Annotated in this window: 21 protein-coding genes; 13 read left to right on the top strand and 8 right to left on the bottom strand. The window is 45.2% G+C overall.

Translation table 11 applies throughout. The features are described 5' to 3' along the window. Positions 1-370: 370 nt before the first annotated feature. The 7 genes from PEB0122_RS01305 to PEB0122_RS01275 all read left to right on the top strand — a co-directional run bounded on the left by PEB0122_RS01305 (position 371) and on the right by PEB0122_RS01275 (position 6669). Complete coding sequence (locus PEB0122_RS01305) at positions 371-1093, top strand: response regulator transcription factor (RefSeq protein ID WP_075869626.1); 723 nt, start codon at positions 371-373, stop codon at positions 1091-1093. Positions 1094-1253: 160 nt separating this feature from the next. After that, entirely contained in the window at positions 1254-3041 is a 1788-nt protein-coding gene (locus PEB0122_RS01300; RefSeq protein ID WP_075915658.1) for a sensor histidine kinase, read from the top strand. A 29-nt stretch (positions 3042-3070) separates the two neighbouring features. Then, entirely contained in the window at positions 3071-3562 is a 492-nt protein-coding gene (locus PEB0122_RS01295) for an HPr kinase/phosphorylase (RefSeq protein WP_075915283.1), read from the top strand. A gap of 131 nt (positions 3563-3693) precedes the next feature. Next, the gene (locus PEB0122_RS01290; RefSeq protein ID WP_075869629.1) at positions 3694-4101 is read left to right on the top strand and encodes a PTS sugar transporter subunit IIA; all 408 of its coding nucleotides are present in this window, start codon (positions 3694-3696) and stop codon (positions 4099-4101) included. Positions 4102-4122: 21 nt separating this feature from the next. After that, complete coding sequence (locus PEB0122_RS01285) at positions 4123-4401, top strand: HPr family phosphocarrier protein (RefSeq protein WP_075913666.1); 279 nt, start codon at positions 4123-4125, stop codon at positions 4399-4401. Between the two features lie 522 nt (positions 4402-4923). Beyond that, positions 4924-5547 (top strand): trimeric intracellular cation channel family protein, encoded by a 624-nt coding sequence (locus tag PEB0122_RS01280; protein WP_075869631.1) that lies wholly within the window; start codon positions 4924-4926, stop codon positions 5545-5547. Between the two features lie 99 nt (positions 5548-5646). Next, entirely contained in the window at positions 5647-6669 is a 1023-nt protein-coding gene (locus tag PEB0122_RS01275) for an NADP-dependent oxidoreductase (RefSeq protein WP_075915656.1), read from the top strand. Between the two features lie 44 nt (positions 6670-6713). Here the strand turns inward: PEB0122_RS01275 and PEB0122_RS01270 are convergent, their stop codons facing one another. From PEB0122_RS01270 to def, 5 genes are all read right to left on the bottom strand, one after another. Next, on the bottom strand, positions 6714-7574 hold the full coding sequence (locus PEB0122_RS01270; protein WP_143238777.1) for a transporter substrate-binding domain-containing protein: 861 nt from the start codon (positions 7572-7574) through the stop codon (positions 6714-6716). An 87-nt stretch (positions 7575-7661) separates the two neighbouring features. Further along, positions 7662-8594: a polyphosphate kinase 2 gene (gene ppk2, locus PEB0122_RS01265; protein ID WP_075869937.1), complete on the bottom strand. Its 933-nt coding sequence runs from the start codon at positions 8592-8594 to the stop codon at positions 7662-7664. Between the two features lie 295 nt (positions 8595-8889). Further along, entirely contained in the window at positions 8890-9633 is a 744-nt protein-coding gene (truA, locus tag PEB0122_RS01255; protein ID WP_075869633.1) for a tRNA pseudouridine(38-40) synthase TruA, read from the bottom strand. Between the two features lies 1 nt (position 9634). After that, complete coding sequence (fmt, locus tag PEB0122_RS01250) at positions 9635-10564, bottom strand: methionyl-tRNA formyltransferase (protein WP_075915280.1); 930 nt, start codon at positions 10562-10564, stop codon at positions 9635-9637. Further along, positions 10564-11094: a peptide deformylase gene (def, locus tag PEB0122_RS01245; protein ID WP_075869635.1), complete on the bottom strand. Its 531-nt coding sequence runs from the start codon at positions 11092-11094 to the stop codon at positions 10564-10566. Before def ends, fmt begins: the two co-directional genes overlap by 1 nt. 101 nt (positions 11095-11195) lie before the next feature. Here def and PEB0122_RS01240 point away from each other — a divergent pair, with 101 nt between their 5' ends. Continuing rightward, the gene (locus tag PEB0122_RS01240; RefSeq protein WP_075915279.1) at positions 11196-12386 is read left to right on the top strand and encodes a DNA recombination protein RmuC; all 1191 of its coding nucleotides are present in this window, start codon (positions 11196-11198) and stop codon (positions 12384-12386) included. Between the two features lie 226 nt (positions 12387-12612). Here the strand turns inward: PEB0122_RS01240 and PEB0122_RS01235 are convergent, their stop codons facing one another. Continuing rightward, complete coding sequence (locus PEB0122_RS01235; protein WP_075915278.1) at positions 12613-15102, bottom strand: autotransporter outer membrane beta-barrel domain-containing protein; 2490 nt, start codon at positions 15100-15102, stop codon at positions 12613-12615. A gap of 184 nt (positions 15103-15286) precedes the next feature. Between PEB0122_RS01235 and PEB0122_RS01230 the strand changes: the two genes are divergently transcribed. Beyond that, entirely contained in the window at positions 15287-15874 is a 588-nt protein-coding gene (locus PEB0122_RS01230) for a transglycosylase SLT domain-containing protein (RefSeq protein WP_075915277.1), read from the top strand. Positions 15875-15999: 125 nt separating this feature from the next. On the opposite strand, the gene PEB0122_RS01225 is transcribed toward PEB0122_RS01230, so the two are convergent. Next, positions 16000-16617 carry a hypothetical protein gene (locus PEB0122_RS01225; protein ID WP_075915276.1) on the bottom strand — a complete coding sequence of 206 codons (618 nt, stop codon included), beginning with the start codon at positions 16615-16617 and terminating at the stop codon, positions 16000-16002. A gap of 467 nt (positions 16618-17084) precedes the next feature. On the opposite strand from PEB0122_RS01225, the gene PEB0122_RS01220 reads away from it, so the two are divergent. The 4 genes from PEB0122_RS01220 (at position 17085) to PEB0122_RS01205 (ending at position 20201) form a co-directional block, all read left to right on the top strand. After that, a complete protein-coding gene (locus tag PEB0122_RS01220) occupies positions 17085-18005 on the top strand; it encodes a DMT family transporter (protein WP_075915275.1) in 921 nt (306 codons plus the stop codon). A 181-nt stretch (positions 18006-18186) separates the two neighbouring features. Further along, positions 18187-18771, top strand: a complete 585-nt coding sequence (locus PEB0122_RS01215; RefSeq protein ID WP_075915274.1) for a hypothetical protein — start codon at positions 18187-18189, stop codon at positions 18769-18771. Between the two features lie 246 nt (positions 18772-19017). Continuing rightward, positions 19018-19611, top strand: coding sequence for a DUF992 domain-containing protein (locus tag PEB0122_RS01210; protein WP_075915273.1), 594 nt, complete (start codon positions 19018-19020; stop codon positions 19609-19611). 221 nt (positions 19612-19832) lie between these two features. After that, entirely contained in the window at positions 19833-20201 is a 369-nt protein-coding gene (locus tag PEB0122_RS01205) for a hypothetical protein (RefSeq protein WP_075915272.1), read from the top strand. 16 nt (positions 20202-20217) lie between these two features. Here PEB0122_RS01205 and PEB0122_RS01200 read toward each other — a convergent pair whose 3' ends face one another. Continuing rightward, on the bottom strand, positions 20218-21615 hold the full coding sequence (locus PEB0122_RS01200; protein ID WP_075915271.1) for a hypothetical protein: 1398 nt from the start codon (positions 21613-21615) through the stop codon (positions 20218-20220). Positions 21616-21836 lie beyond the last annotated feature (221 nt).

Raw genomic sequence — 21836 nt, 5'->3', positions numbered from 1 at the left:
AGTACCTCCGCTATTGCCTTTCAAAGCAAAAATGCCCCACGTGATTGTGAGTGTCCCCTCCTAAAATCAGAAAAAATATTAAATATCAAATATTTAATCGATTTAAAAAATTTAATTTTTTTTAAAAAATCAGTTAATGAAACTTCAAAGGCCTATTGACGTTTATAATTTTAAAGCCGGAAGAGGTGTTTTTCGTTAGTAAATCAAAGACTTTCGTGAGCTTCGCCACAATTTGTACCACATTTGTTTTGCAAAAGCGTTTGCAACACCCATATAAAGGAAATGTATGCTTCATAACCAATATGGATGTTTCTTCGGCTTCTGAAGAAACGTTCCAAAAATAAAAACCGCGAGAAAGAGTCGGAAAACTATGAAAGATATTGCAACCACGACACAGACAATTGCACTTGTCGATGACGATCGCAACATTCTGACATCAGTGTCGATAGCCCTGGAATCGGAAGGCTACCGTGTCGAGACCTATACGGATGGCGCTTCGGCCCTTGAAGGCTTGATGGCGCGCCCACCCAATCTTGCTATCTTCGATATCAAGATGCCCCGCATGGATGGCATGGAATTGTTGCGGCGCTTGCGCCAGAAATCGGATTTGCCGGTAATCTTTCTGACCTCGAAGGATGATGAGATCGACGAGCTTTTCGGTTTGAAAATGGGGGCGGACGATTTTATTACCAAGCCGTTCTCCCAACGTCTTCTGGTTGAACGTGTCAAGGCGGTTCTAAGGCGCGCTGCAGCCCGCGGGGAGCCTGTTAAAGCCAATGCGCAGGCTGCAACTTCGATTGAACGCGGCGATCTTGTTATGGATCAGGAGCGTCATACTTGCACATGGAAAGGCGAACCGGTCATTTTGACGGTTACCGAGTTTCTTATTTTGCAAGCGCTTGCCCAACGCCCCGGCGTTGTCAAGAGTCGTGATTCACTGATGGATGCTGCTTATGACGATCAGGTTTATGTTGATGATCGTACCATTGACAGCCATATCAAAAGGCTGCGTAAAAAGTTCAAGCAGGTTGATAACGATTTTGAAATGATTGAAACTCTTTACGGAGTTGGCTATCGGTTTCGCGAAGTATAAAGCCGGTATGAAGTATAAAGCCGGTATAAAGTGTAGTAACGATTATCCCGCTCGTCAAAGCCGGCTTATTTGGTCGGTAGCGGGATAGTTCAGGTTTTAACAGTTAGCCAAAGCGTATGTCCTGGCATATGCTTTGGCTCTGAAAGGTGCGGGCGACCGGATGGTTTCCGAGGAAGCAACAGCGGGCACAGAGGGAAAAACGGAAAAAGGGCAGCATTCCCGCAAGACGACCCGTTTCGGGCGTTTGCGCAGGCGCGGACATTATCTGTTCGAGCAGCTTCTTTTCTCAAGCCTGACACGCCGTATCGTTATTCTCAACCTTGCAGCTCTTTGTGTGCTTGTTGCCGGTATTATGTATCTCAACCAGTTTCGGGATGGTTTGATTGACGCCAAGATTGAATCGTTACGCACACAAGGCAAGATTATTGCCGGTGCAATTGCCGCTTCGGCAACGGTTGACACCAATTCGATCTTGATTGATCCCGAAAAACTTATGGAGTTGCAGGCTGGTGAAAGCATCACGCCGAAAGCGGAATCGACAGATAATTGGGATTTTCCGATTAATCCGGAACGTGTTGCGCCGCTATTGCGCAATGTCATTTCACCGGAGACAACGCGTGCCCGCATTTATGACCGGGATGCCAACCTGCTTCTTGATTCAATGGTGCTCTATTCGAGTGGTCAGGTTTTAAGTTACAATCTTCCTCCTATTGCCGAAGATAAGCCCGGTCTTATCGAACGGTTCAGAAACTGGCTCACCAACACGATTTACGGCAATGATATTGCTGTTGACAAAGACCAGTTGGGTGGAAACGGGGCGGTCTATCCGGAAGTTGTCAAAGCCATGAACGGAATTCTGGCAACAGCACAAAGGCGTAATTCGCAAGGCGAACTGGTTGTTTCTGTTGCTGTTCCGGTGCAGCGTTACCATTCTGTGGTCGGTGTTTTGTTATTGTCGACAGCCGGATCCGATATCGACAATATTGTAACAGCAGAACGGCTTGCAATTTTCAAAGTTTTCGCAGTTGTTGCGGCTGTTCTTTTGGTTCTCTCGCTGTTTCTTGCTTATACGATTGCTAATCCCTTGCGAAAATTGTCGGCAGCGGCTGACCGTGTCCGTCATGGCACCAACAAGCGTGTCGAAATTCCTGATTTTTCGGATAGGCAAGATGAAGTGGGGCATTTGTCAACATCAATCCGCGATATGACCGATGCGCTCTACACTCGTATCGAGGCGATTGAACAATTTGCAGCCGACGTCAGCCATGAATTGAAAAATCCGCTAACTTCGCTCAGAAGTGCCGTTGAAACATTGCCTCTTGCCAAAACGCATGAAGCGCGCGAACGGCTCTTTGATATTATACAGCAGGATGTGCGCCGTCTTGATCGTCTCATTACCGATATTTCCGATGCATCACGCCTTGACGCAGAACTTGCGCGCGAGACATCCGACAAGGTTGACATGGTTGCCATGCTTGAAAGTATTGTAAGAGCCTCGCGAGAGGTTCGTCGCAACAAGGTTTCGGCAACAATCGAACTCGAAATAAAACCGCGCAGCGGTGGTAAAAAATATATTGTTGCCGGTCATGATTTGAGGCTCGGACAAGTCGTCTCCAATCTGATTGAAAATGCCCGTTCTTTCATTCCGCATGAAAACGGCAAGATAAAATTAGCCATGCATGCGGAAGGTTCCAAGCTTATCCTGACAGTGGAAGATAACGGCCCGGGAATTCGTGCCGAAAAGATAGACCGGATTTTCGAACGTTTTTATACCGATCGGCCAGGTGCTGAATCGTTCGGGAAAAATTCCGGTCTCGGACTTTCGATCAGCCGGCAGATTATTGAAGCCCATAATGGTACTTTGACGGCAGAAAATATCTATTCCGACAAGGAACCGGATAAAAAACTGGGTGCCCGTTTCATTATTGTTCTGCCACTCGAAAAATAGCAATTTGCTTTTAAAACAAGGAAGAAGCTGTGTCTGAAAGCGCTGAATACCCTCTCACACTTCACGCAAATTGTTTTATCCTCGGGAATAAGGGCGTTTTGCTCACCGGTGCATCGGCTTCCGGTAAATCGGCGCTTACTCTGGCACTTGTTGAACGTGCATCGTGGTGCGGCAAGCGTGGTTGTCTTGTCAGTGATGACTATACAGAATTATTCGTAAAGCAGGGAAAGCTCTATGGGCGGGTGCCGAAGACACTCTCCGGCGGCATCGAGATCAGGGGGGCGGGGCTATATCGGATGGCGTTCGAGCCCGAAGTTGCAATCAACTTTGTTGTTAGCCTATCGAAAGAGGCAAAACGTTATCCCGAGGATGATAAAATAACTTATTGTGGCATTGAACTGCCGCTTTATATTCTTCCTGATTTGAATACTGCTGACAGCCTGACAATTTGTCAGGCAATTGAAGCATTGGCACTAAAAACACCTTGGAAAGAAAGCAATTTCCAATTCAAATCATGTTGAAAAACAATATTTTTATATATCCGGCAAAGATTTTTCTTGGCACAGATGAATTCACCTGCCAGAATACAAAACTCACTGTTGATTTTCATGAAACAAGACGGCCGGGGCGCTGGTGACAGGAGCATTGTTGAATGATCGGACTCGTGCTTGTAACGCACGGCAGATTGGCTGAAGAGTTTTTACATGCGGTCGAGCATGTTGTGGGTCCTCAGGAAAAATTTGCCACAGTGTGTATTGGCCCTGAAGATGATATGGATCAACGTCGTAAGGATATTGTTGCAGCCGTCAATTCGGTCGAAGATGGACAGGGTGTTATCATTCTTACCGACATGTTTGGCGGTACACCTTCCAATCTTGCTATTTCAATCATGCAGGAAGGCAAAACAGAAGTGATCGCCGGCGTCAATTTGCCGATGCTTATCAAGCTTACATCCGTGCGACAATCAAATGATATCGGACTGGTCGATGCCTTGAAAGCCGCGCAGGATGCGGGGCGTAAATACATCAATGTTCCAAGCATGCTGTTATCGGATGAATAGAAAAATTCTATTTAAGAAAAAATGGATAGTCTTTTAAAACGGCAACTGATTATTTCAAACAAGAGAGGCCTTCATGCACGGGCATCGGCAAAATTTGTGCAAACTGTCGAAAGTTTCGATGCTGTCGTCGAAGTGGAAAAAGATGGACAGACAGTTGGCGGCAACTCGATCATGGGATTGATGATGTTGGCAGCTTCCCAAGGAAGCCATATTGATGTTGCTGCGCAAGGTAAGGAAGCAAGCGAAGTGCTTGACGCCCTCGAAAAACTTGTGAACAATAAATTCGACGAAGAAAGCTAGGATGTTAAAAATCCGGTTTTCTATGAGGAATTGAAGGCGCTGATAATTCGGCTATTTATTCGGTATCCAGCCAATCGACACCCAATAATCAACCGCTATATTGAAACGAAAGATATACAATATTTTTCATATCACTGGCAGTTCAAAAAAAATTTTCCCGTATAACAATCGGCATAGGGTTTTACGGGCTTGCCGGTTTTCTATCTGACTTTATCCCTATTATATCTTATCGAAAATTCGGTTTTTTCTTCATTATCTTCCAATCTTCGAACAAACAAAAATTAGAAGATGCAAGTAAGCGAATTTGCTGAACAAAAATAATCATCATGACAGCGAAGCTATCTGGGTACGACAAAAGTCAATCGAAAAATTGAAAGACGGCGAAGGTAAGATTTAGAGTTTTCTTTTTGCGATGTTATCCGGTTTCGAAGATTCTCTTCTCTGACATCAAGCGGCCTTGCATTAAATAGAAATAGTTAGAAAATTATCGCAGACGTAGTTGGAAATTTTAAAGGAACGCGAATGCTTCTTCATTCGATTGATGTGATTGGAACTTTTGTTTTTGCTTTAAGCGGTGCCAGTGCGGGTATCCGGCGTGGTTTCGATTTTTTCGGTGTTTTTGTTGTTGCATTAGCGACTGCCTGTGGTGGCGGTATCATGCGCGATTTGTGTTTGGGGGCAACGCCGCCTGTCGGACTTACCGATATCGAATATATGATAGCGATTATCGGAGCGGTGTTGCTCGGCATTTTTTGTCAGGAATTGATTATGCGGATGGAAAAACCGACTCTCTGGCTTGATGCTTTGGGGCTCGGCTTTTTTGCGGCTTTCGGTTCGGATAAAGCTTATCAAATGACAGGCAATATCCAGATTTCAATCATCCTGGGATGTGCGAGTGCTGTTGGCGGTGGATGCGTAAGAGATATTCTGACCGGTCGCACGCCGATAATCTTCAGCAAAGAAATTTATGCGAGTGCATCTATCGTCGGCTCCGCTATCGTTCTTTTGGGGTCTGCCCGTCTCATATCTCCGACAATCGCAATATGGAGCGCAATTGCGGTTTGCACTTTTATCCGCATTATTTCTATCCATTATCAGATCAATCTTCCTCCCATCACATTGAAAACGCCAAATCGTCCGAAATAAGTCTTGTGAAGGCTTAGGGAAATTCCAACTTTACGTTTGTTGACAGCTGCTTTTCTTCAGTCCATCTTTTGATTGGAAAATATGAAAGGAAAAACAGTAATGGAAGAAATCCGTTCAACACAAGTTGTGCTCGCGTCCCGCCCGCATGGAGTGCCTGTTAAAGAAAATTTTGCGTTCGAAACAGTCAAATTGCCGGAACCGAAGAATGGCGAAGTGTTGATAAAGATCATTTATCTTTCATTGGATCCCTATATGCGTCAACGTATGTCGGACGCGCCATCCTATGATAAGCCGGTAGCAATCGGTGATGTCATGATCGGTGGAACTGTCGGGGAAGTTGTCAGCTCGAACCACAAAGATTTCAAGAAAGGCGACAAGGTTCTCTCGGCAAGTGGCTGGAAAAGTTACAGCATTGAAAAAGGTGAAAACTTAAAAAAACTGGATAATTTTGACGCACCATTATCAACCGCTTTAGGCATTCTTGGTATGCCGGGTTTTACTGCCTATGCCGGAATGCGCAACATCGGTAAACCGAAAAAGGGCGAGACAGTGGTTGTCGCAGCAGCAACGGGAACTGTCGGTGCGATGGTTGGGCAACTTGCAAAAATCGCAGGTGCCAAGGCGGTCGGCATTGCCGGGGGTCCGGAAAAATGTGCTTTTGGTCGCGATGTGCTGGGATTTGATGTCATGCTCGACCACAGGAGCACCGATTTTGCCGAACGTCTTGCCAAGGCCTGTCCGGAAGGTATTGACGTTTATTATGAAAATGTCGGCGGCAAGGTGTGGGATGCAGTATTTCCCCTTTTAAATCCTTTTGCCCGTATACCTGTTTGCGGTTTGATTGCACAATATAACGGCTCTAACAATGTAAAACACGATGTTGACCGTTTGCCGGAATTGATGAATGCGATTTTGATAAAAAGTATGCTCGTTCGCGGTTTTATTGAACGGGAATTCGAACAGCAAAGACCCGAGTTCATTGTCCAGGCACAAGAGTGGTTGCGTCAGGGACATCTCAAATATCGTGAGGATATTATCGAAGGTCTGGAAAATGCGCCGGAAGCTTTTATCGGCCTTCTTCAGGGTAAAAATTTCGGTAAAGTCATTATCCGTTTACAGTGATTGTAACTATAGGGGGCTCGTCGGAAAATTGTTTTGGCGAGCTCTCAGTAAAAGCTGATGGGAAAATATCGCAGATAAAGCTCGGTGAGCTTTCCTTTGCGTTCCAGTGATTTCAATGCATAGTTCAATGCTTCAACCAGTTGGGGATTATCTTTTGAGACGGCAATTCTAAGGCCGCTTTGTAAAAATTGCGGGGCAATATATGCTCCACCCACAAATTGGCAACAATTTTCCGATTGACGATCATTCAACCATTGGGAAAACGCCATTCCGTCGCCGAATGCGAGATCAATATTTTTGGCTTTCAGCGCCGCCCGCAAACTTTCATCATTTTCAAATGGCTGCCATTTCGCTTCCGGAAAATAGGCGGCAAAAAGTGCTTCATGAGCACTTTTGCTTACAATGCCTATTTTGTATTTCTTCAAGTCTTTTTCGACAGGTTCGGTAAGCGCAATATTTCCCGAGCTTACAAAGCGAGCCGGAAACCTCAGGTAGCTTTGTGTGAAAATCAGGCTTTTGGCAGTCTCCGGTGTTTCATTCATACCGGCAATGATGGCCTCTCCGCCATGTTCATTCATGTGGGAGATCAGTTCATTCCAGGGAACAGCCTCCACTTCACAAACCTGTTCCAGTTTTAATTCCATGCAAATGGCACGTAACAGGTCAATATTATATCCGGAAAGTCGTCCTGTTTTATCAATAAAATTGAAAGGCGGGAAATCGACAGTGGTTAAAAATCGCAATCTCTGAAGGGTTCCGAGATTGGGATGGTTCAATCGTTCCTGAGAATCAAAAAAATGCGGCAATCCCGATGTTGATGGATCAACAGCCTCACTTGTTGTCGGATAAAGAGAGATAAAGGAAAAAGCAACCAACGCGGATAAAGACAATTTGTGATGCAGCATGACGGTTATCCGCATAGCATAAATATTTGTGTATCGATATCAGTAAAAAGGATAGGTATCGTTTTGTAAATACCTATCCCGCTTTATTCAGATCAGGTTCTCGCTGGCATTACGTAAGAAGTCCGGTCCTGCGCCGATAATTTTTTCGTCTTCGGGACCGATTGCCGAAATATTGCGGTCGGCATAGGGAATAGAAAGAAGCACACGACGGATTACCGCAAGCCGTGCACGCCTTTTGTCATTGGATTTGACAATTGTCCAAGGAGCCATAGCCGAGTGGGTGCGCTCGATCATGCGATCGGCAGCTTTGCCGTAATCATCCCACAGGGTAATTCCCGCTTCATCCATTTTGGAAAATTTCCAGTGTTTCAACGGACTATGACGGCGTTCATGAAAACGCTTCAATTGCATTTCCTGCCCGATATCAAGCCAGATTTTGAAAAATCTGATACCATCGGAAACGATCAATTTTTCAAATGTTGGCGCTTCTGCAAGAAATGTTTCAACTTGTGCAGGGGTTGCAAATTTCATAACCGCTTCAACGCCTGCGCGGTTGTACCATGAGCGGTCGAATGTGACGAATTCTCCATGGGTAGGAAAATGGCGCACATAGCGCTGGAAGTACCATTGGCCACTTTCTGTTTCGTCGGGCTTCGGCAAAGCAACGTTGCGCGCAGTACGCGGATTCATATATTGGCGAAGTGTAAAAATCGTCCCGCCTTTACCGGCAGCATCTCGCCCTTCGAACAAAGCAACAACCCGTTCGCCCGTTTCAAGAAGCCAGGATTGCAATTTGACCAACTCAATTTGCAGATCCTGCAATGTCTCTTCATATTCCTTACGGGGCATTTTTTTGTCGTAAGGATAGTTTCCCGATGTCAAAGCATTTTTCTGGATCCATTCGGGAAGTTTCGGTTCGTTAATATCAAAAACGCGCTTTTTCCCCGCGACTGTCAATTTGATGCCGACATCTTCTTTTTCATGTTTTGACTGATTTGTTTTTTTTGATTTTTGAGCCACAATAAATCCCTTATCAATAAACAACCATTTTCAAACACCGGATTTTAAAAAACCGGATATTGAAAGCGGCTGGAAGCTTTGTCCAAAATAAAAACCCTCTGAGCGCGTTGTGCAGGGCACAAAAATACCACCCGATAAAATGACTATAAAACTTCATCTTCAAAAAAGAAAATGGCTTTTCGGTTCTTTTGCCTAAAAATATCAGCACTTTGTTTAAAATAACCGAACTCTTTCGGAAATCGGGAATAATAATATTTTATCGGAATTTCGAATTCCGCTTCGCCACCCGTTAAAATTAATAATCCACTTGTGTGAGATAAAGTCCCGACGGGGGAGCAACCATACCGCAACGGCGACGGTCTTTGGCATCAAGCGCAGCTTCAAGATCATCCGCACTCCATCGACCGATGCCGACTTCCATCAAGCTGCCGGCAAAAGACCGGATCTGGTTATGAAGAAATGAACGGGCACTTGCATAAATATGTATCTCTTCGCCGATACGTTTGACATCAAGCTGGTCAAGGGTTTTTACCGGGCTCTTTGCCTGACATTCACTCGAGCGAAAAGTGGTAAAGTCATGAAGCCCCAGAAGCCGCTTCGCCGCTTCATCCATTTTTTCCGCATCAAGTTTTTTAGGTACCCACCAAACACGGTTTGCTTCAAGAACCGCCGGTGCGCGTCTGTTCAAGATGACAAAATGATAATGGCGTTTTCGGGCGGAGAAACGTGCGTCGAAATCAGCGGTGGCTTCTTCCGATTTCAAAATTGCAACATTTTCTTTGTTAAGGGTCAGATGTGCATTGATAGCATCTCGTACTTTGTCGGCACGCATATCTCTTTGAAGATCGACATGTGCAACTTGTCCTGTCGCATGCACACCGGCGTCGGTACGACCGGCACCAAAAATTGTCACTTTTTCGCCTGTAAAAGCAAAGATGGCTTCTTCAATCGCCGCCTGAACGGTTCTTAAGCCATCCTGTCGTTGCCACCCGCAATAATTCGTCCCGTCATATTCAATTGTTAATTTGAAGCGTGCCATATCAATAGACTTTGGTTACATGAAAACCATGCAAAAAAGTTTCCGCATCCATAGCCTTGCCACCGGCTTTTTGCAGCCGCGTAATTTGTAAACACCCTTTGCCACAATGGATTGTCAAGGTTTCAGGGTCGATATGGCCTGCGCCAAGGGAAGAACCTGCAACAAGCGTTGCTTTCAGTAACTTGACCCGTTCCCGTTTACCGGAAATTTCCATCTCGCACCAGCTCCCAGGAAAAGGCGAAAGCCCACATATACGTTTTTGCAACTCTTTTGCCGGTTTCGACCAGTCAATACGGGTTTCATCCTTGGTGATTTTTTTGGCATAAGTTTCCCCCTCCGATTTCTGAGGGGTCAGTGTCAGATCACCTTGTTCCAGCTTTTCCATGGCTTTTACCATGAGAGGGGCGGCAATTTTTTCCAACTCGTCGTAAAGTTCGCCTGCGGTCATATCAGGGGCAATGTCGATTGATTTTGAAAGTGCGATAGGGCCGGTATCAAGTCCTTCATCCATTTTCATAATCATCATACCGGTTTTTTTATCGCCAGCCATAATTGCCCGCTGAATGGGGGCAGCGCCACGCCAACGCGGCAAAAGCGAAGCATGACCATTAAAACAGCCAAAACGCGGTGCACCAAGAATGGCTTTTGGCAATAAAAGCCCGTAAGCCACAACAATCGCCGCATCAAGCTTGAATGACGAAAAACGTTCCTGTTCTTGCCGGTCTTTCAAGCTTTTGGGAGTAAGAACTTCAATGCCGAGTTTTTCGGCAGCAGAGGCAACAGGTGTGGGGGTAAGCTCCAATCCGCGCCGGCCAGCCGGACGCGGCGGCTGGCTATAGACAGCCACAATCTCGTGGCCTGCCTGATGAAGTGCTTCAAGAACGGGAACCGAAAATTCCGGCGTTCCCATAAAGGCAAGCCGCAAAGACATTATAACCGTGCTCCGCTTTGCGCTTTTTCTTTGGCCAATTTTTTAAATTTGCGGATGACCATATCACGTTTCAATCTGGATATATGGTCGATAAACAGAACGCCGTTGAGATGGTCGATTTCATGCTGCAAACAGGTTGCCAACAAACCATCGGCCTCGATTTCATTCTCTTTACCCTCGCGATCAAGATAGCTCACACGTACACGTTTCGGGCGCTCCACTTCCGCATAATAGTCGGGAATGGAAAGGCAGCCTTCTTCGTAGACGTTGGGTTCATCCGATTGCCATAAAATTTCCGGATTGATGAAAACTTGCGGGGCTTTGGGTTCGTCTTTACCGGCAACATCAATCACCAAAAGACGTAAAGGCTCGCCGATCTGTATTGCTGCCAGTCCGATCCCGGGAGCTTCATACATTGTTTCCAACATATCATCAGCCAATTTTTGCAATGGCTTATCAACGCGCTCGATCGGTTTCGAAACTTTGCGCAAAATAGGATCAGGGAGAATAACTAAAGGTTTTATCGACATAAAGAAGAGGTAATCAATCACATTTCGTACGTCAATGCGATATTGTTGATTTTCTCAGCCTTTTGATCGCTTTGTGACGGGAAAACCGCTAATCTTGAAAAATGTTTGATTCGTCGTCTCATCCTCTCATTCCCGTTGCCGGCTTTTCTTTCACTATGATGGACTGGCTGCTCATGATCCTTGCGGCCATGCTTGTTGTCATGATTATTGTTATCATCATTGGCAACCGGCGCCGCTCTGTCCTTGATACACAGGTTGCAGAACGGGCGAGAGATGCCGAAATCCATATGAACGAACTTCTGAAAACGCAAGCCGAAATGCAAGGCCGCATGCAAACAATGGCTGAAATATTCGGCCGCAGGCAAGCCGAACTCAATCAATCGATCCGCGAACAATTGACCGGCATGAGCAACAATCTTGGTCAGACAATTAATGCGCAGACAAAATCGACGCATGAAAATCTTGCCAAATTACAGGAAAGGTTGGCCGTTATTGACACAGCACAAAACAACATCCAGTCGCTTGCCGGCCAAGTTGTGCAGTTGCAGGCGATTTTGAGCAACAAACAAACCCGCGGGGCATTCGGGCAGGGCAGAATGGAAGCCATTATTTCCGATGGCTTGCCGCCCAATGCCTATGCTTTTCAAGCAACGCTTTCCAATGGAACGCGGCCTGATTGTTTGGTCTTTATGCCAAATCATGCCCCGTCATTGGTTATCGACGCAAAATTCCCGCTGGAAGCGTGGAATAATATGCGTGAAGCGCCGACACCTCAGGAAAAACAGGCTGCCGAACGCCAGTTCCAGACCGATATGGATACACATATCAAGGCCATTTCGGGAAAATATATAATCCCCGGAGAAACGCAGGATACGGCCTTCATGTTTGTGCCTTCGGAGTCAATCTTCGCTACAATTCATGAAGATTTTGAAGGAATCGTTCAAAAAGCCAATCGCGCGCGTGTCATCATTGTTTCACCATCTCTTCTGATGTTATCGATTCAGGTAGTGCAAGCCATTATGAAAGATGCCCGTATGCGGGAACAAGCGCATTTGATACAAACCGAAGTCGGGCGCCTGATGGAAGAAGTTGTGCGCCTTGATGATCGGGTGAAGAAACTGCATAGTCATTTTCAAAGCACGTCCAAAGATGTCGAGGATATCCTTACGACGACCGGAAAAATCAAAAATCGTGGAGACAGGATCGAACAACTCGATTTGAAGGAGCCTGCAAAAACCGATACGCCACCAACCAAGTCCGCCCAGCAACTGGGGTTGGATATTCAAAAATAGTTTGAAGTTAAAACGTGTAGTTACAAATGCAATTTGGCGAAGCAACCTGTAAGTAAATTTGTAGAAGCAATCTGTAAGTAAAAAGGATTCGACTCTTAGTCTGGTCTTTACACCGAAAATCGACGGCGAATTCATCTATCAAAGACAATAAAAAAGTTGCGACGCATCATAAAACAAATTTGCGCCGCAACCTTCATTATCAATTCAGGAATAAGTGGTGTCACGATTACCAGCGGTAGCCGACGCCGACTTTACCTGCAATTTCATCACGTTTGCCGGCAACGCCTTTGACGCCTGCATTGGCAACCCAGCCTTGCATTCCCTGATTTTGCTCGTATTTACCGCCCACTTCAAAGACGGCACTTGCACCGCTAAAATCAGGCTTATCGACGCGATAACTGTCGAGTTTTCCCTCGATCTCGCCATCAAGTTCCTGTTCCCATGCGGCACCTGCATAAAGTTTTGCCTCTTGCGTAACCTTATGGTCAAGGCGGGCACCCAAATGCGTGCGAACAGAGCGGGCACTATCAAAGCCCAAATGTTCTTGAGCCTTTGACAATATCGAGAAATCCTCGATTTTTGTCCATAACAAACGACCATTCAAAGTAAGTTTGTTGTCGGGCGAAACTTCGAGTTCCTTACCGCCGCCGATATGGAAGCCGTAATAGTTGGAGCTTTTATCATCAAAGCCACCATTTTCGATGTCGCCACTCTTGAAGTCGCGTTTAACCCGTCCGGCGCGTCCCGAACTGTCGATAAACCAACCATTATCCCATGTCTGTTTGGTATAAAGGCCACCGCCGGTATAGCTGAAGTCGCCTTTTCCATGAATACTCTGATGGTAGGTATCAAAATCACCATCGCCGTGCTCGATAAAGACGGTGGCAAGAAGATTGCCCTGGTCTTCATGATAACGGATGCCACCGCCGCCCATCAAATGGTAGCCGTCATTCTTGATATGGCTTCCCGTTTCGACTTTTTGCCGGAAACCACTGCCTTGTAGGAAAACAACGCCTTCAACAGTTTGACCGAATTTTTTGACTTCCATCGGCAGAACATAATCGTCGATCGAAGCAATCTGGTCAGCACCGTAGTTAAGAGCATTGAGTGCTGCCGCGTTGCTCTGGAAATAGGCATTGGCTTTGGCGCGATTAATTGTTACCGCACCATAGTTATCGGTATAAATATTACCCTTGCCATCATCTTTTCCGATAAGATTCGGTTGGGTTCCATTATCTCCTTTGGCATTATTCTGATTATTGTTATCGGAATTGGTATTTTGGTTATTCGAACTGTTGTCGCTGGAACCGCTATCGGTATCATTACCTTTTCCGGAATTATTATCTTTGCCCGAATCGTTATTGCTTCCGGATTGATCATTTATTCCCGAATTATTCCCCTTACCCGTTTCATCATCGGTATTTGAAGGAGGTGTCGGCCCTTTAAGCGAGGCAACCAGATTCTCTCTCTGTGTGGCAATATCAAAGTTCCAATTTTTTGCACCATTTGAAACTGTCTGGTTTGTCGTTGACGAATTTCCAATAACGTCACCATCAATCAATCTGATCTGATCACCCGGGCTCAAATGGCGTAAATCGTTGCCGGCAAGTCTGAGCGCGACTGCGGCATTATTGATTGAAACTTTGCCATCACCTGTCATCTTCAATAAGGAATCGCCATTTTGAATATTTTCAGGGAGATAGAAAATTAATTTCGAATTTGAATCTAAAATCAGATCTTTGGTAAGCGAAAATTTCGCAGGTTGAATAACAGCGCTCTCGTCTCTACCTTCGGTGTTTGGGCTTTCTACTTTATTTCCGATTGTCAGTGACGAAATAGAATATTCGCCATTTCCGATGACCGTTAATTTGCGTCCCATACCGATTGTTAGATCGCCGAAAGTCACACCCGTGTTAGTGTGTGGGGACCAGGATTGGGTGTTGTCAAGATTAAGTGTGAGATCACCGTTGCTCGCGTCTAGTTGATTGGTTTTAAATTTTAACTCGCCGTCTTGGCGTGTGAGGTTGATAGAGACATCCTTACCGCCGACAATTACAGATCCCGCCAAGAATTCAATACCGCCGGCATTATTTTTGTTTGGATCGTTGCCGCCTGTTTTTCCACTTGTAATACTTATACTTTTCGTAACTGTGATTTTTTTGTCGGAACCCTTTAAACGGACGTTCCCTCCTGGTCCACCAGCTCCTACAGCTCCTGACTGGCCGTCTGGTAATAAGGCAGGATTTCCTCCATCGCCGGCCTCAAGAATAATATTTTCTATAGTGATATCCTTCTCTATAGTGGCACCAACATCTGCTCCTGAGCCGCCTTGATTGTGTATGAATTCGTTACCTGACGATATATCGCCAAAGTTAATGCCATCCAGCGCATTTTTCTGATCGTCAGTCAACGTGTTTTTGCCTGTATACGAATCCGAGGCACCAGTGCCACCAGCGCCACCAGCACCTCCGTTTTCCCCCGAACCTTGACCACCATGACCGCGAATATCAGGCTTTTCCGCGCTAATAAGAGCACCTGCACCATAACCACCATTTCCGGTTAGCGACCCGCCGCCGCCACCACCGCCGGAAAGAAAAATCGATTGTGCCGTAACCGGTTGAATAGCTGTCAGGGAAAAAATGCCAATTCCCAAGGTTCCTGCGAGTGCCGTGGCTCCCAACCAGTTCGAGTGAAGTTTTAGACGTAAGCACTTCATGAGAAATGTCCTTAGAATGAATATCATTGCGGACAATTCTCTTTTTCAACTCTAAACAAATAGTTGAAATCTGAACCGGCTAACACGCTAACAGGGTAAAAGCTGGAAACATGGTTAACAAACATCTTAACAATCTGTTAAGACGACCACTATATCCTCGTTAGTTAAAACAGAGGTATTGATCATGAAGCGCATAGTGTTTCTCGTGGCGCTTGTAGCGGTGCTGGGTGGTTGTGCATCAAGAGCCCCCACACATACAAACAATGTTTGCGCCGTCTTTGACCAAAAGGATGGTTTTTTCAATAATTGGGAGAAATCAGCCAAAAAGGCAGAAAGCCGTTACGGTATACCGATGCCGATTATCATGGCAACAATGAATACCGAATCCGGCTATAAACATAATGCCCGTCCGCCGCGCAAAAAGCTCTTCGGTTTTATTCCGTGGAAGCGTCGGTCTTCAGCCTATGGTTATTCTCAGGCTCTCGACGGAACATGGGAACATTATATCCGTGCTACCGGTAATCGCGGCGCAAAACGCACCAATTTTGCAGATGCGGCCGATTTTATCGGCTGGTATCACAGCCAAAGTGTAAAACTTAACGGTATCAATCCTAATAATGCTTATGCGCTCTATCTCAATTATTATATGGGACATAGTGCTTATGCGCGTTCCGGCGGGCGGGCAAGCAGTGCAATCCTGTCAGCAGCCGAAAGAACCGATCAGATGGCACGCCGTTATGACCAGCAATTGCGCCGTTGCGGACGTCGTTAGATAAAATTCTATTATCGGAAAAGGCCGGTTTTAGCCCAATTTGAAGATAAAGATCAGGCGCATGAGCAGATAGGATCATGCGCCTTTTTGGTGAAGCTTGATAAAAGGGAAAAAGCCTGCCGGAATTATTTATATTTTTTCATTTCAAGTTTATGGCGGGCGAGAGCTGCATTGCGATATGTATCAAGCTCGTTGATTAATTTATCCCGATTGGTTTCAAGACGGAAATTGAAACCGGAAATCATCAATTTCTTTTTTGCCTTGTCATAATAGGAGCCACCACGGCATTTTGCGTTTTCTTCAGGTAAAAATTTGTCGTCAATAACAAATTCCATTCCGACAGCGATGTTCATCGAATTGCTTTTTGACGAATTGATCTGGAAATCTGTTATTCCGCGCCATGGCACAGGCGTTTTGAACACTGTGGTTTCCAATCCTTCCGGGGAAAGTACCATATAGGGGATACGGCGACGTATCATCGTACGGATCAGAATAACAAATAATAACAACGCCAAGGCACCAAGAATGACCATTGTCATCATCTTTCCTATTTGAAAATTCTGATAGGCAGTGCCAATGAGCGCAATTCCCAACACCAGAAAGGCAAGCGGAATAAATACCCCACCTTCCCAAACTGTAATTCGGCCATTCGCCTCGTTGATTATAGCTTTGAGGCTTTTATCATCATTCGGAAGTTTGACATCGCTGATAAGGTGGGTTTCTTCGAGTTTTTTATCGGCCAATTTTTTCTCCCAATTTTAAAAGCCAAAACTTGCGCCTAATTTTCGATTTTGAACCGACGCGTTAGCTATATTTTCGGAAAGTCATAAAGTCGTTATAAAGCGGTCTCTCTTTATTTACTATGATTTTGTTATGTGCACGGGTGGAATTGTAAAATGTCATCGTCATTTTTATTGAAACCGGAGATAAGTCGTAACAATCAAGGATGGTATCACTATATAAAGCTTGAAAGTGTTTTTACGTTTTTCCCATTCCAAAACGTATTAACGAAACATAACGTAATCAGTGTAAGCCAAGGTGCCTATCCCGCTTTGCAACGTTTTTTAAAGACGTGGCTGTCTTATCCGATTAACGGTTTGACTGCTTTTTATAGTGAAAGAAAATACAATGGACAAAATTTGACTTATCTGTCAATTCTCGTTTCTGAACTGCGATTCTTTAAATAATTTGGTTTCGTGAGACTGGTTTTATGAATTGGTTTAAAGCGGTAAAAATGTCCGATCACATCGTGCTTATGGGCATGTTGTTGATGCTTCTCGGCGACTTCATGTTTGCAGCCAATGATGCCATGGGCAAGTGGCTGGTAGCGACATTTTCTGTCGGACAGGTTTTAATGCTGCGTTCGATTGGTGCGTTTCTGATTTTGGGGCCGATGCTTACTACCGTCACGCCACAAAATTTGTTTAAGCCCAAAAAACCGTTTCTTATTTTGCTGCGGGTGGTTTTCGCCACAATGGATACGGGGCTGTTTTATGCAGCTGTCGCTTATTTGCCTCTCGCAGATGTCGTTACATTTTATATGGCAGGGCCGATCTATGTGGCAGCAGTATCGCACTTTTTCCTGAATGAGCGTATTGGTTGGCGCCGTTGGCTTGCAATCTTTGTGGGCTTTATCGGCGTTATCATTGCGCTTCGTCCTTCATCGGCTATGCTTTCATGGCCATCAATTTTTGCCCTTCTTGGCAGTTTCGGCTTTTCGATGGTTATCGTTTTGAGCCGTGTTTTAAAAGATGTTACGGATACTGTTCTCGTTACCTGGCAAACAATCGGTGCACTTCTTGTTGGATTGGTTTTGACAATTAATCATTGGACAGAGCCAACAATGTTACAATGGGGGGCAATGGCACTTCTTGGTGTCGTATCGTGCTGCGGGCACCTTTTGATTGCCCGTTCATTAAAGCTTGCACCGGCTTCGGTGCTTGCTCCTTTGCAATATACGCTGCTGTTATGGGGCATTATTTTCGGAATAATATTTTTCAACAATTATCCGGATCGTTACATCATTATCGGAGCGGCAATTATCATCTTTGCAGGACTTTTCATTTTCCACCGCAAACGGGTGGTTGATCATAAAATTCCGGAAGAGGATATTGCCCGTATCAAACAGTAAGCGATTTTCGTCGGCAGGTGATGAAACGGGATTAGCCAAACATTGCCAAGAATTAATCTAGGGCCCCATAAATGCTCGATTTTTACCGCAATTTCGCCTTTTTGTGCGTCCAGATTATTAGTTAAGAAATAAATTTAAAAACAGTAATTCCATTAACTGTTCTCAAAAAGGGAGTATAAAAATGAAAAAATTACTGCTTGCGTCAGTGTTTGCTTCATCATTGCTTGCTCCGGCTTTCGTTTCTTCTGCTTTGGCAGAGCCAACACCGCCGCCTGCACATGGTGAACATCATCCAAAGCCGCCTCATCATCATAACGGGCCAGAGGATAAAGGTCCGAAAGGGCCGGAAAAAGGACATGAACATTTCAGAGGGCCTCATGCCGGAATGCATATGGCTGAAAAGCTTTCGGCGATGGAAACGGCTGTCGGTATTCGTTCAAACCAGCTTGATGCATGGCGTAAATATACTTCAAGCCTTGTTGATCTGGTTGACCTTACCCCGCCGCCGCCACCAGCTCCGGATGCAAAACCGGCACCCGATGCGGTAAAACCTATTTTCGGTGAACCGATTGCCGATCGGGCTCTTGATCATGCTGAAAAAGCTAAAAAGTTCAAAGAAGCTGCAAGTGAACTGCGTAAAGTTCTGGACGCTGACCAGTTAGCAAAACTGGAACGTTATGCTTTGCCGCATCCGGGTCCGAAAGATGGCCCTGAAGGTCTTAAAGGGCCCGATGCGCCGGAACCTCCTGCAGAACCCCATCCATAACGGATAGCTTTCATAGGCTTAATACTTTCAATCATATTAAATGAAGAGTTCCAAACCCCGGTCGCAAGGCCGGGGTTTTCAGTTTTCTTGTCTTGCCTTTTTTAAAAAAGGTCTATTTAAAATCACACATTTGTAATAATTTATTAAATCATTAGTGTTTCGGCGTTCGAGAGCTTATATTCCAGTCGAAACTACGTTTTGGAACTTTCGTTGTTGAACGAGTTTAGCGTTTAGGAAGGAACGTAAATGATGAAACATCAGAAAACACTTTTTGCATCCTTGGCATTTGCTGCTACTGCGCTTTTATCCATGCAAACACAAGCTGGTGCAACGGGCTTGGTATCGGGTACGCTTACCTGCGACAGCAAGGGCGGTATTGGACAATTTGTAAGCTCTTCAAAAGCGCTTGATTGCGAATTTATCCCGATTAACGGTCATTCGATCAACGACCATTATGTCGGCCGTATCGAAAATTACGGTCTTGACCTCGGCGTAACAGGCCGCACCAAAATGACATGGTGGGTTCTTGCAACTTCGCCTAATGCCCATTCCAATGGCTCGCTTGCAGGTAATTACGGTGGTGTTGGATCAAGCATCAGCCTTGCAGCCGGTGCCGGTAGTCAACTCCTTGGCTTCGGTCCAGCCAATGGTCTCACATTGCAGCCTTTGAGTGTTGACGCCCATGAAGGCTTGAACCTTGCTCTTGGTGTATCGAAAATGTCGTTGGCTCCTGCTTATGCTGAACAACATGCGGTTTATCACCATAAGAAAGCCGTTGTTCATCACAAGAAAGCCAATGTGCATCATAAACGCGTTGCCTCTCATCACAAGAAGCACTGATATAGTTTGATTTATTACGGGGTTGCGATAGTTTAGGCTCAGAACCATAAAAGCTTGACCGCAATTCTTTGAAATACGTTTATCAGTTAATGTTCGAAAATTAATTTCAAGTTTTAAAAGCGGTCGGTCGATTTAACCGGCCGCTTTTTATTTGCGCCATCCTCGCGCAAGTTTGGACGTTTAAAAGAAGCGTCATCAACGTTGCGAGGTAATTATTGAAAATGGTCAAACTGGATCTCTACGAGAATGATAATTTCGGCAACCCCGTTATCTATGATGACGGGGATGTGTCCGATCAAAAGCGGGAAAAAAAGGAAAACTTCGTGTGTTTGACAGCACTCATCTTTTGCGTTCCGCTTTTTATTATTTCAGGGCTCTATGGTTTGTCGGATCTGATTGTCTATCTTAAAGCCGGTGTTTTTCACCTGACGACAATGTCCGAAATGTTCATGCTAACGCAGACACCTGTGAACGAGACAGGTTGGGTGAGCGAAATATTGGATCAATTGCCCGTCTCGATTGTGTTTTTTCTATTGGGCGTTTTTATGCCTTTCGCCATTCTGGAAATCTTTTTCAAGTTGGAAAAATGAAGGTGGATGATGCTTGTTAGCGTGATGTTGAAGGACAGTTGTTCATAACGAAGCGTGCTGCTTGCTTCAGACCCGGCATATCGGAAAATTCAATATTGAAAATTCCCTTTAACGGTTCAGCTACGTTATCTCCTTTGAGAAAGGGCGCGTCGACATGCCAATCCTGTAACGGACTTTTCGGAAGCTCGATTGTGTAGACGACCCGCCCTTCAGACAAGTTGGTCTGCACCTGGTTTATCCCTACGCTCATTCCCCAGATTTGTAACGTTTGGACGGTTTGCTGATAATTCTGATAGTTCTCTGCGCTATAGCGTGTTGGTCCACTTATCTCGAGAAACATTGTTTTATGACTATCACAATAAAGACGTGCCGAAGTCTTTTTGTCATTGCTTGAAGCTATTGCGACAAGTGTTTCGTTAATTGGCGCCAATTGCCATTGTCCAATCACATCAGGTGAAAAATCGATCGAATAGTTCCGTATTTCATCACTTGAAAATATATGTGAATCCGCATTATCCCAATTTAAGAAAGCTATGACGGGATTAAACCCCATTTCTTCCGAGTAATCTGCTATATAAGCAATGTCGGCAAGTTGTTGTTGGCGCACGCTGACTTCCTGACCAGAGGTGGTACCAGCTCCGTCAAGTGGCGGACGGTAGGTGCGTAATTCCAGTTTACCGTTATTAACATTGCGAGCTCTACCGCCCAGAAATGCCCATATGCAAGCTTCCCGGCATATTCCGTCGATCCGTTCCGAAACGGTTTTAACTTCTTGTGTTTCTGAAGCAGAGTTATTTTCGGTTTTGTCTTTGTCGTCGGCTTTGCTATCTGCTTTATCGGCAGATTTGTCATCATTCTGATTTGCCAGTTTTTCACTTTCCAGGGGTTTAACGATTGTGTTGCCGACAGTTGTATCGAAATTATGTTTCCTGATCTCTCTGCCCAATGCAATTGCCGCAAGGATATCCCCTCCGTTGGAGTGAAAAGATATCAACAAGCCATCGGGGGTTGAAAGCGTGTCGGCAAGCTTGTTTTCTTCAAGAAAGCGATTGAACGAAGCGGGCGTATCAGGAACGATGTTGCCCTCCGCACTGATCCAGCGACATGTGGGACATTGGCCTTGATTGCTTGTGTGGAGAGCAAAAGTCATAGGCTTTCCCGATGGTTCTGTCGGTGTATTCTGTGCCGGAGAAGGATTTTCGGGCTGTTGGTTGCCTTCGACCTTGGTTGCATCAACAGACGCTGTCGTTTTTGTTGCTACTGCGGGTGCTGTCGTTGTTGCTGATTCCGTTGGTGCTGTCGCTGTTGCTTGCGCAGGGGCTGTTGATGTCTTGTCATTATTCTGGCCTTCCTGAGCGAAGGCGAAAGAGCACAGGGTAAGACACATAATGAACGCAGCCACAACAGGTTTCATAAACACCACTCCGCCTGAGAATATTAATAATCTGTTAATTTGTATCACTGGTCCCAATCTTCTGCAATGTTCGCCAAAGATGAGCGAAGTGCTTTCAATCGGATTATTGAATTTATCGAAAAATATGATTTCAAATATGGATTTGTCTTCCGTTTTTGTGTCTTAACCGGTCAACTATGTGACGAGCCTGAAGACCGATACCAAATATTGTGAGCTTTTAA

The organism is Ditibartonella apis (genome assembly GCF_001952075.1).
In the GTDB taxonomy this organism is placed as follows: domain Bacteria; phylum Pseudomonadota; class Alphaproteobacteria; order Rhizobiales; family Rhizobiaceae; genus Bartonella; species Bartonella apis.
This window is presented reverse-complemented; position numbering and strand designations above follow the sequence as displayed.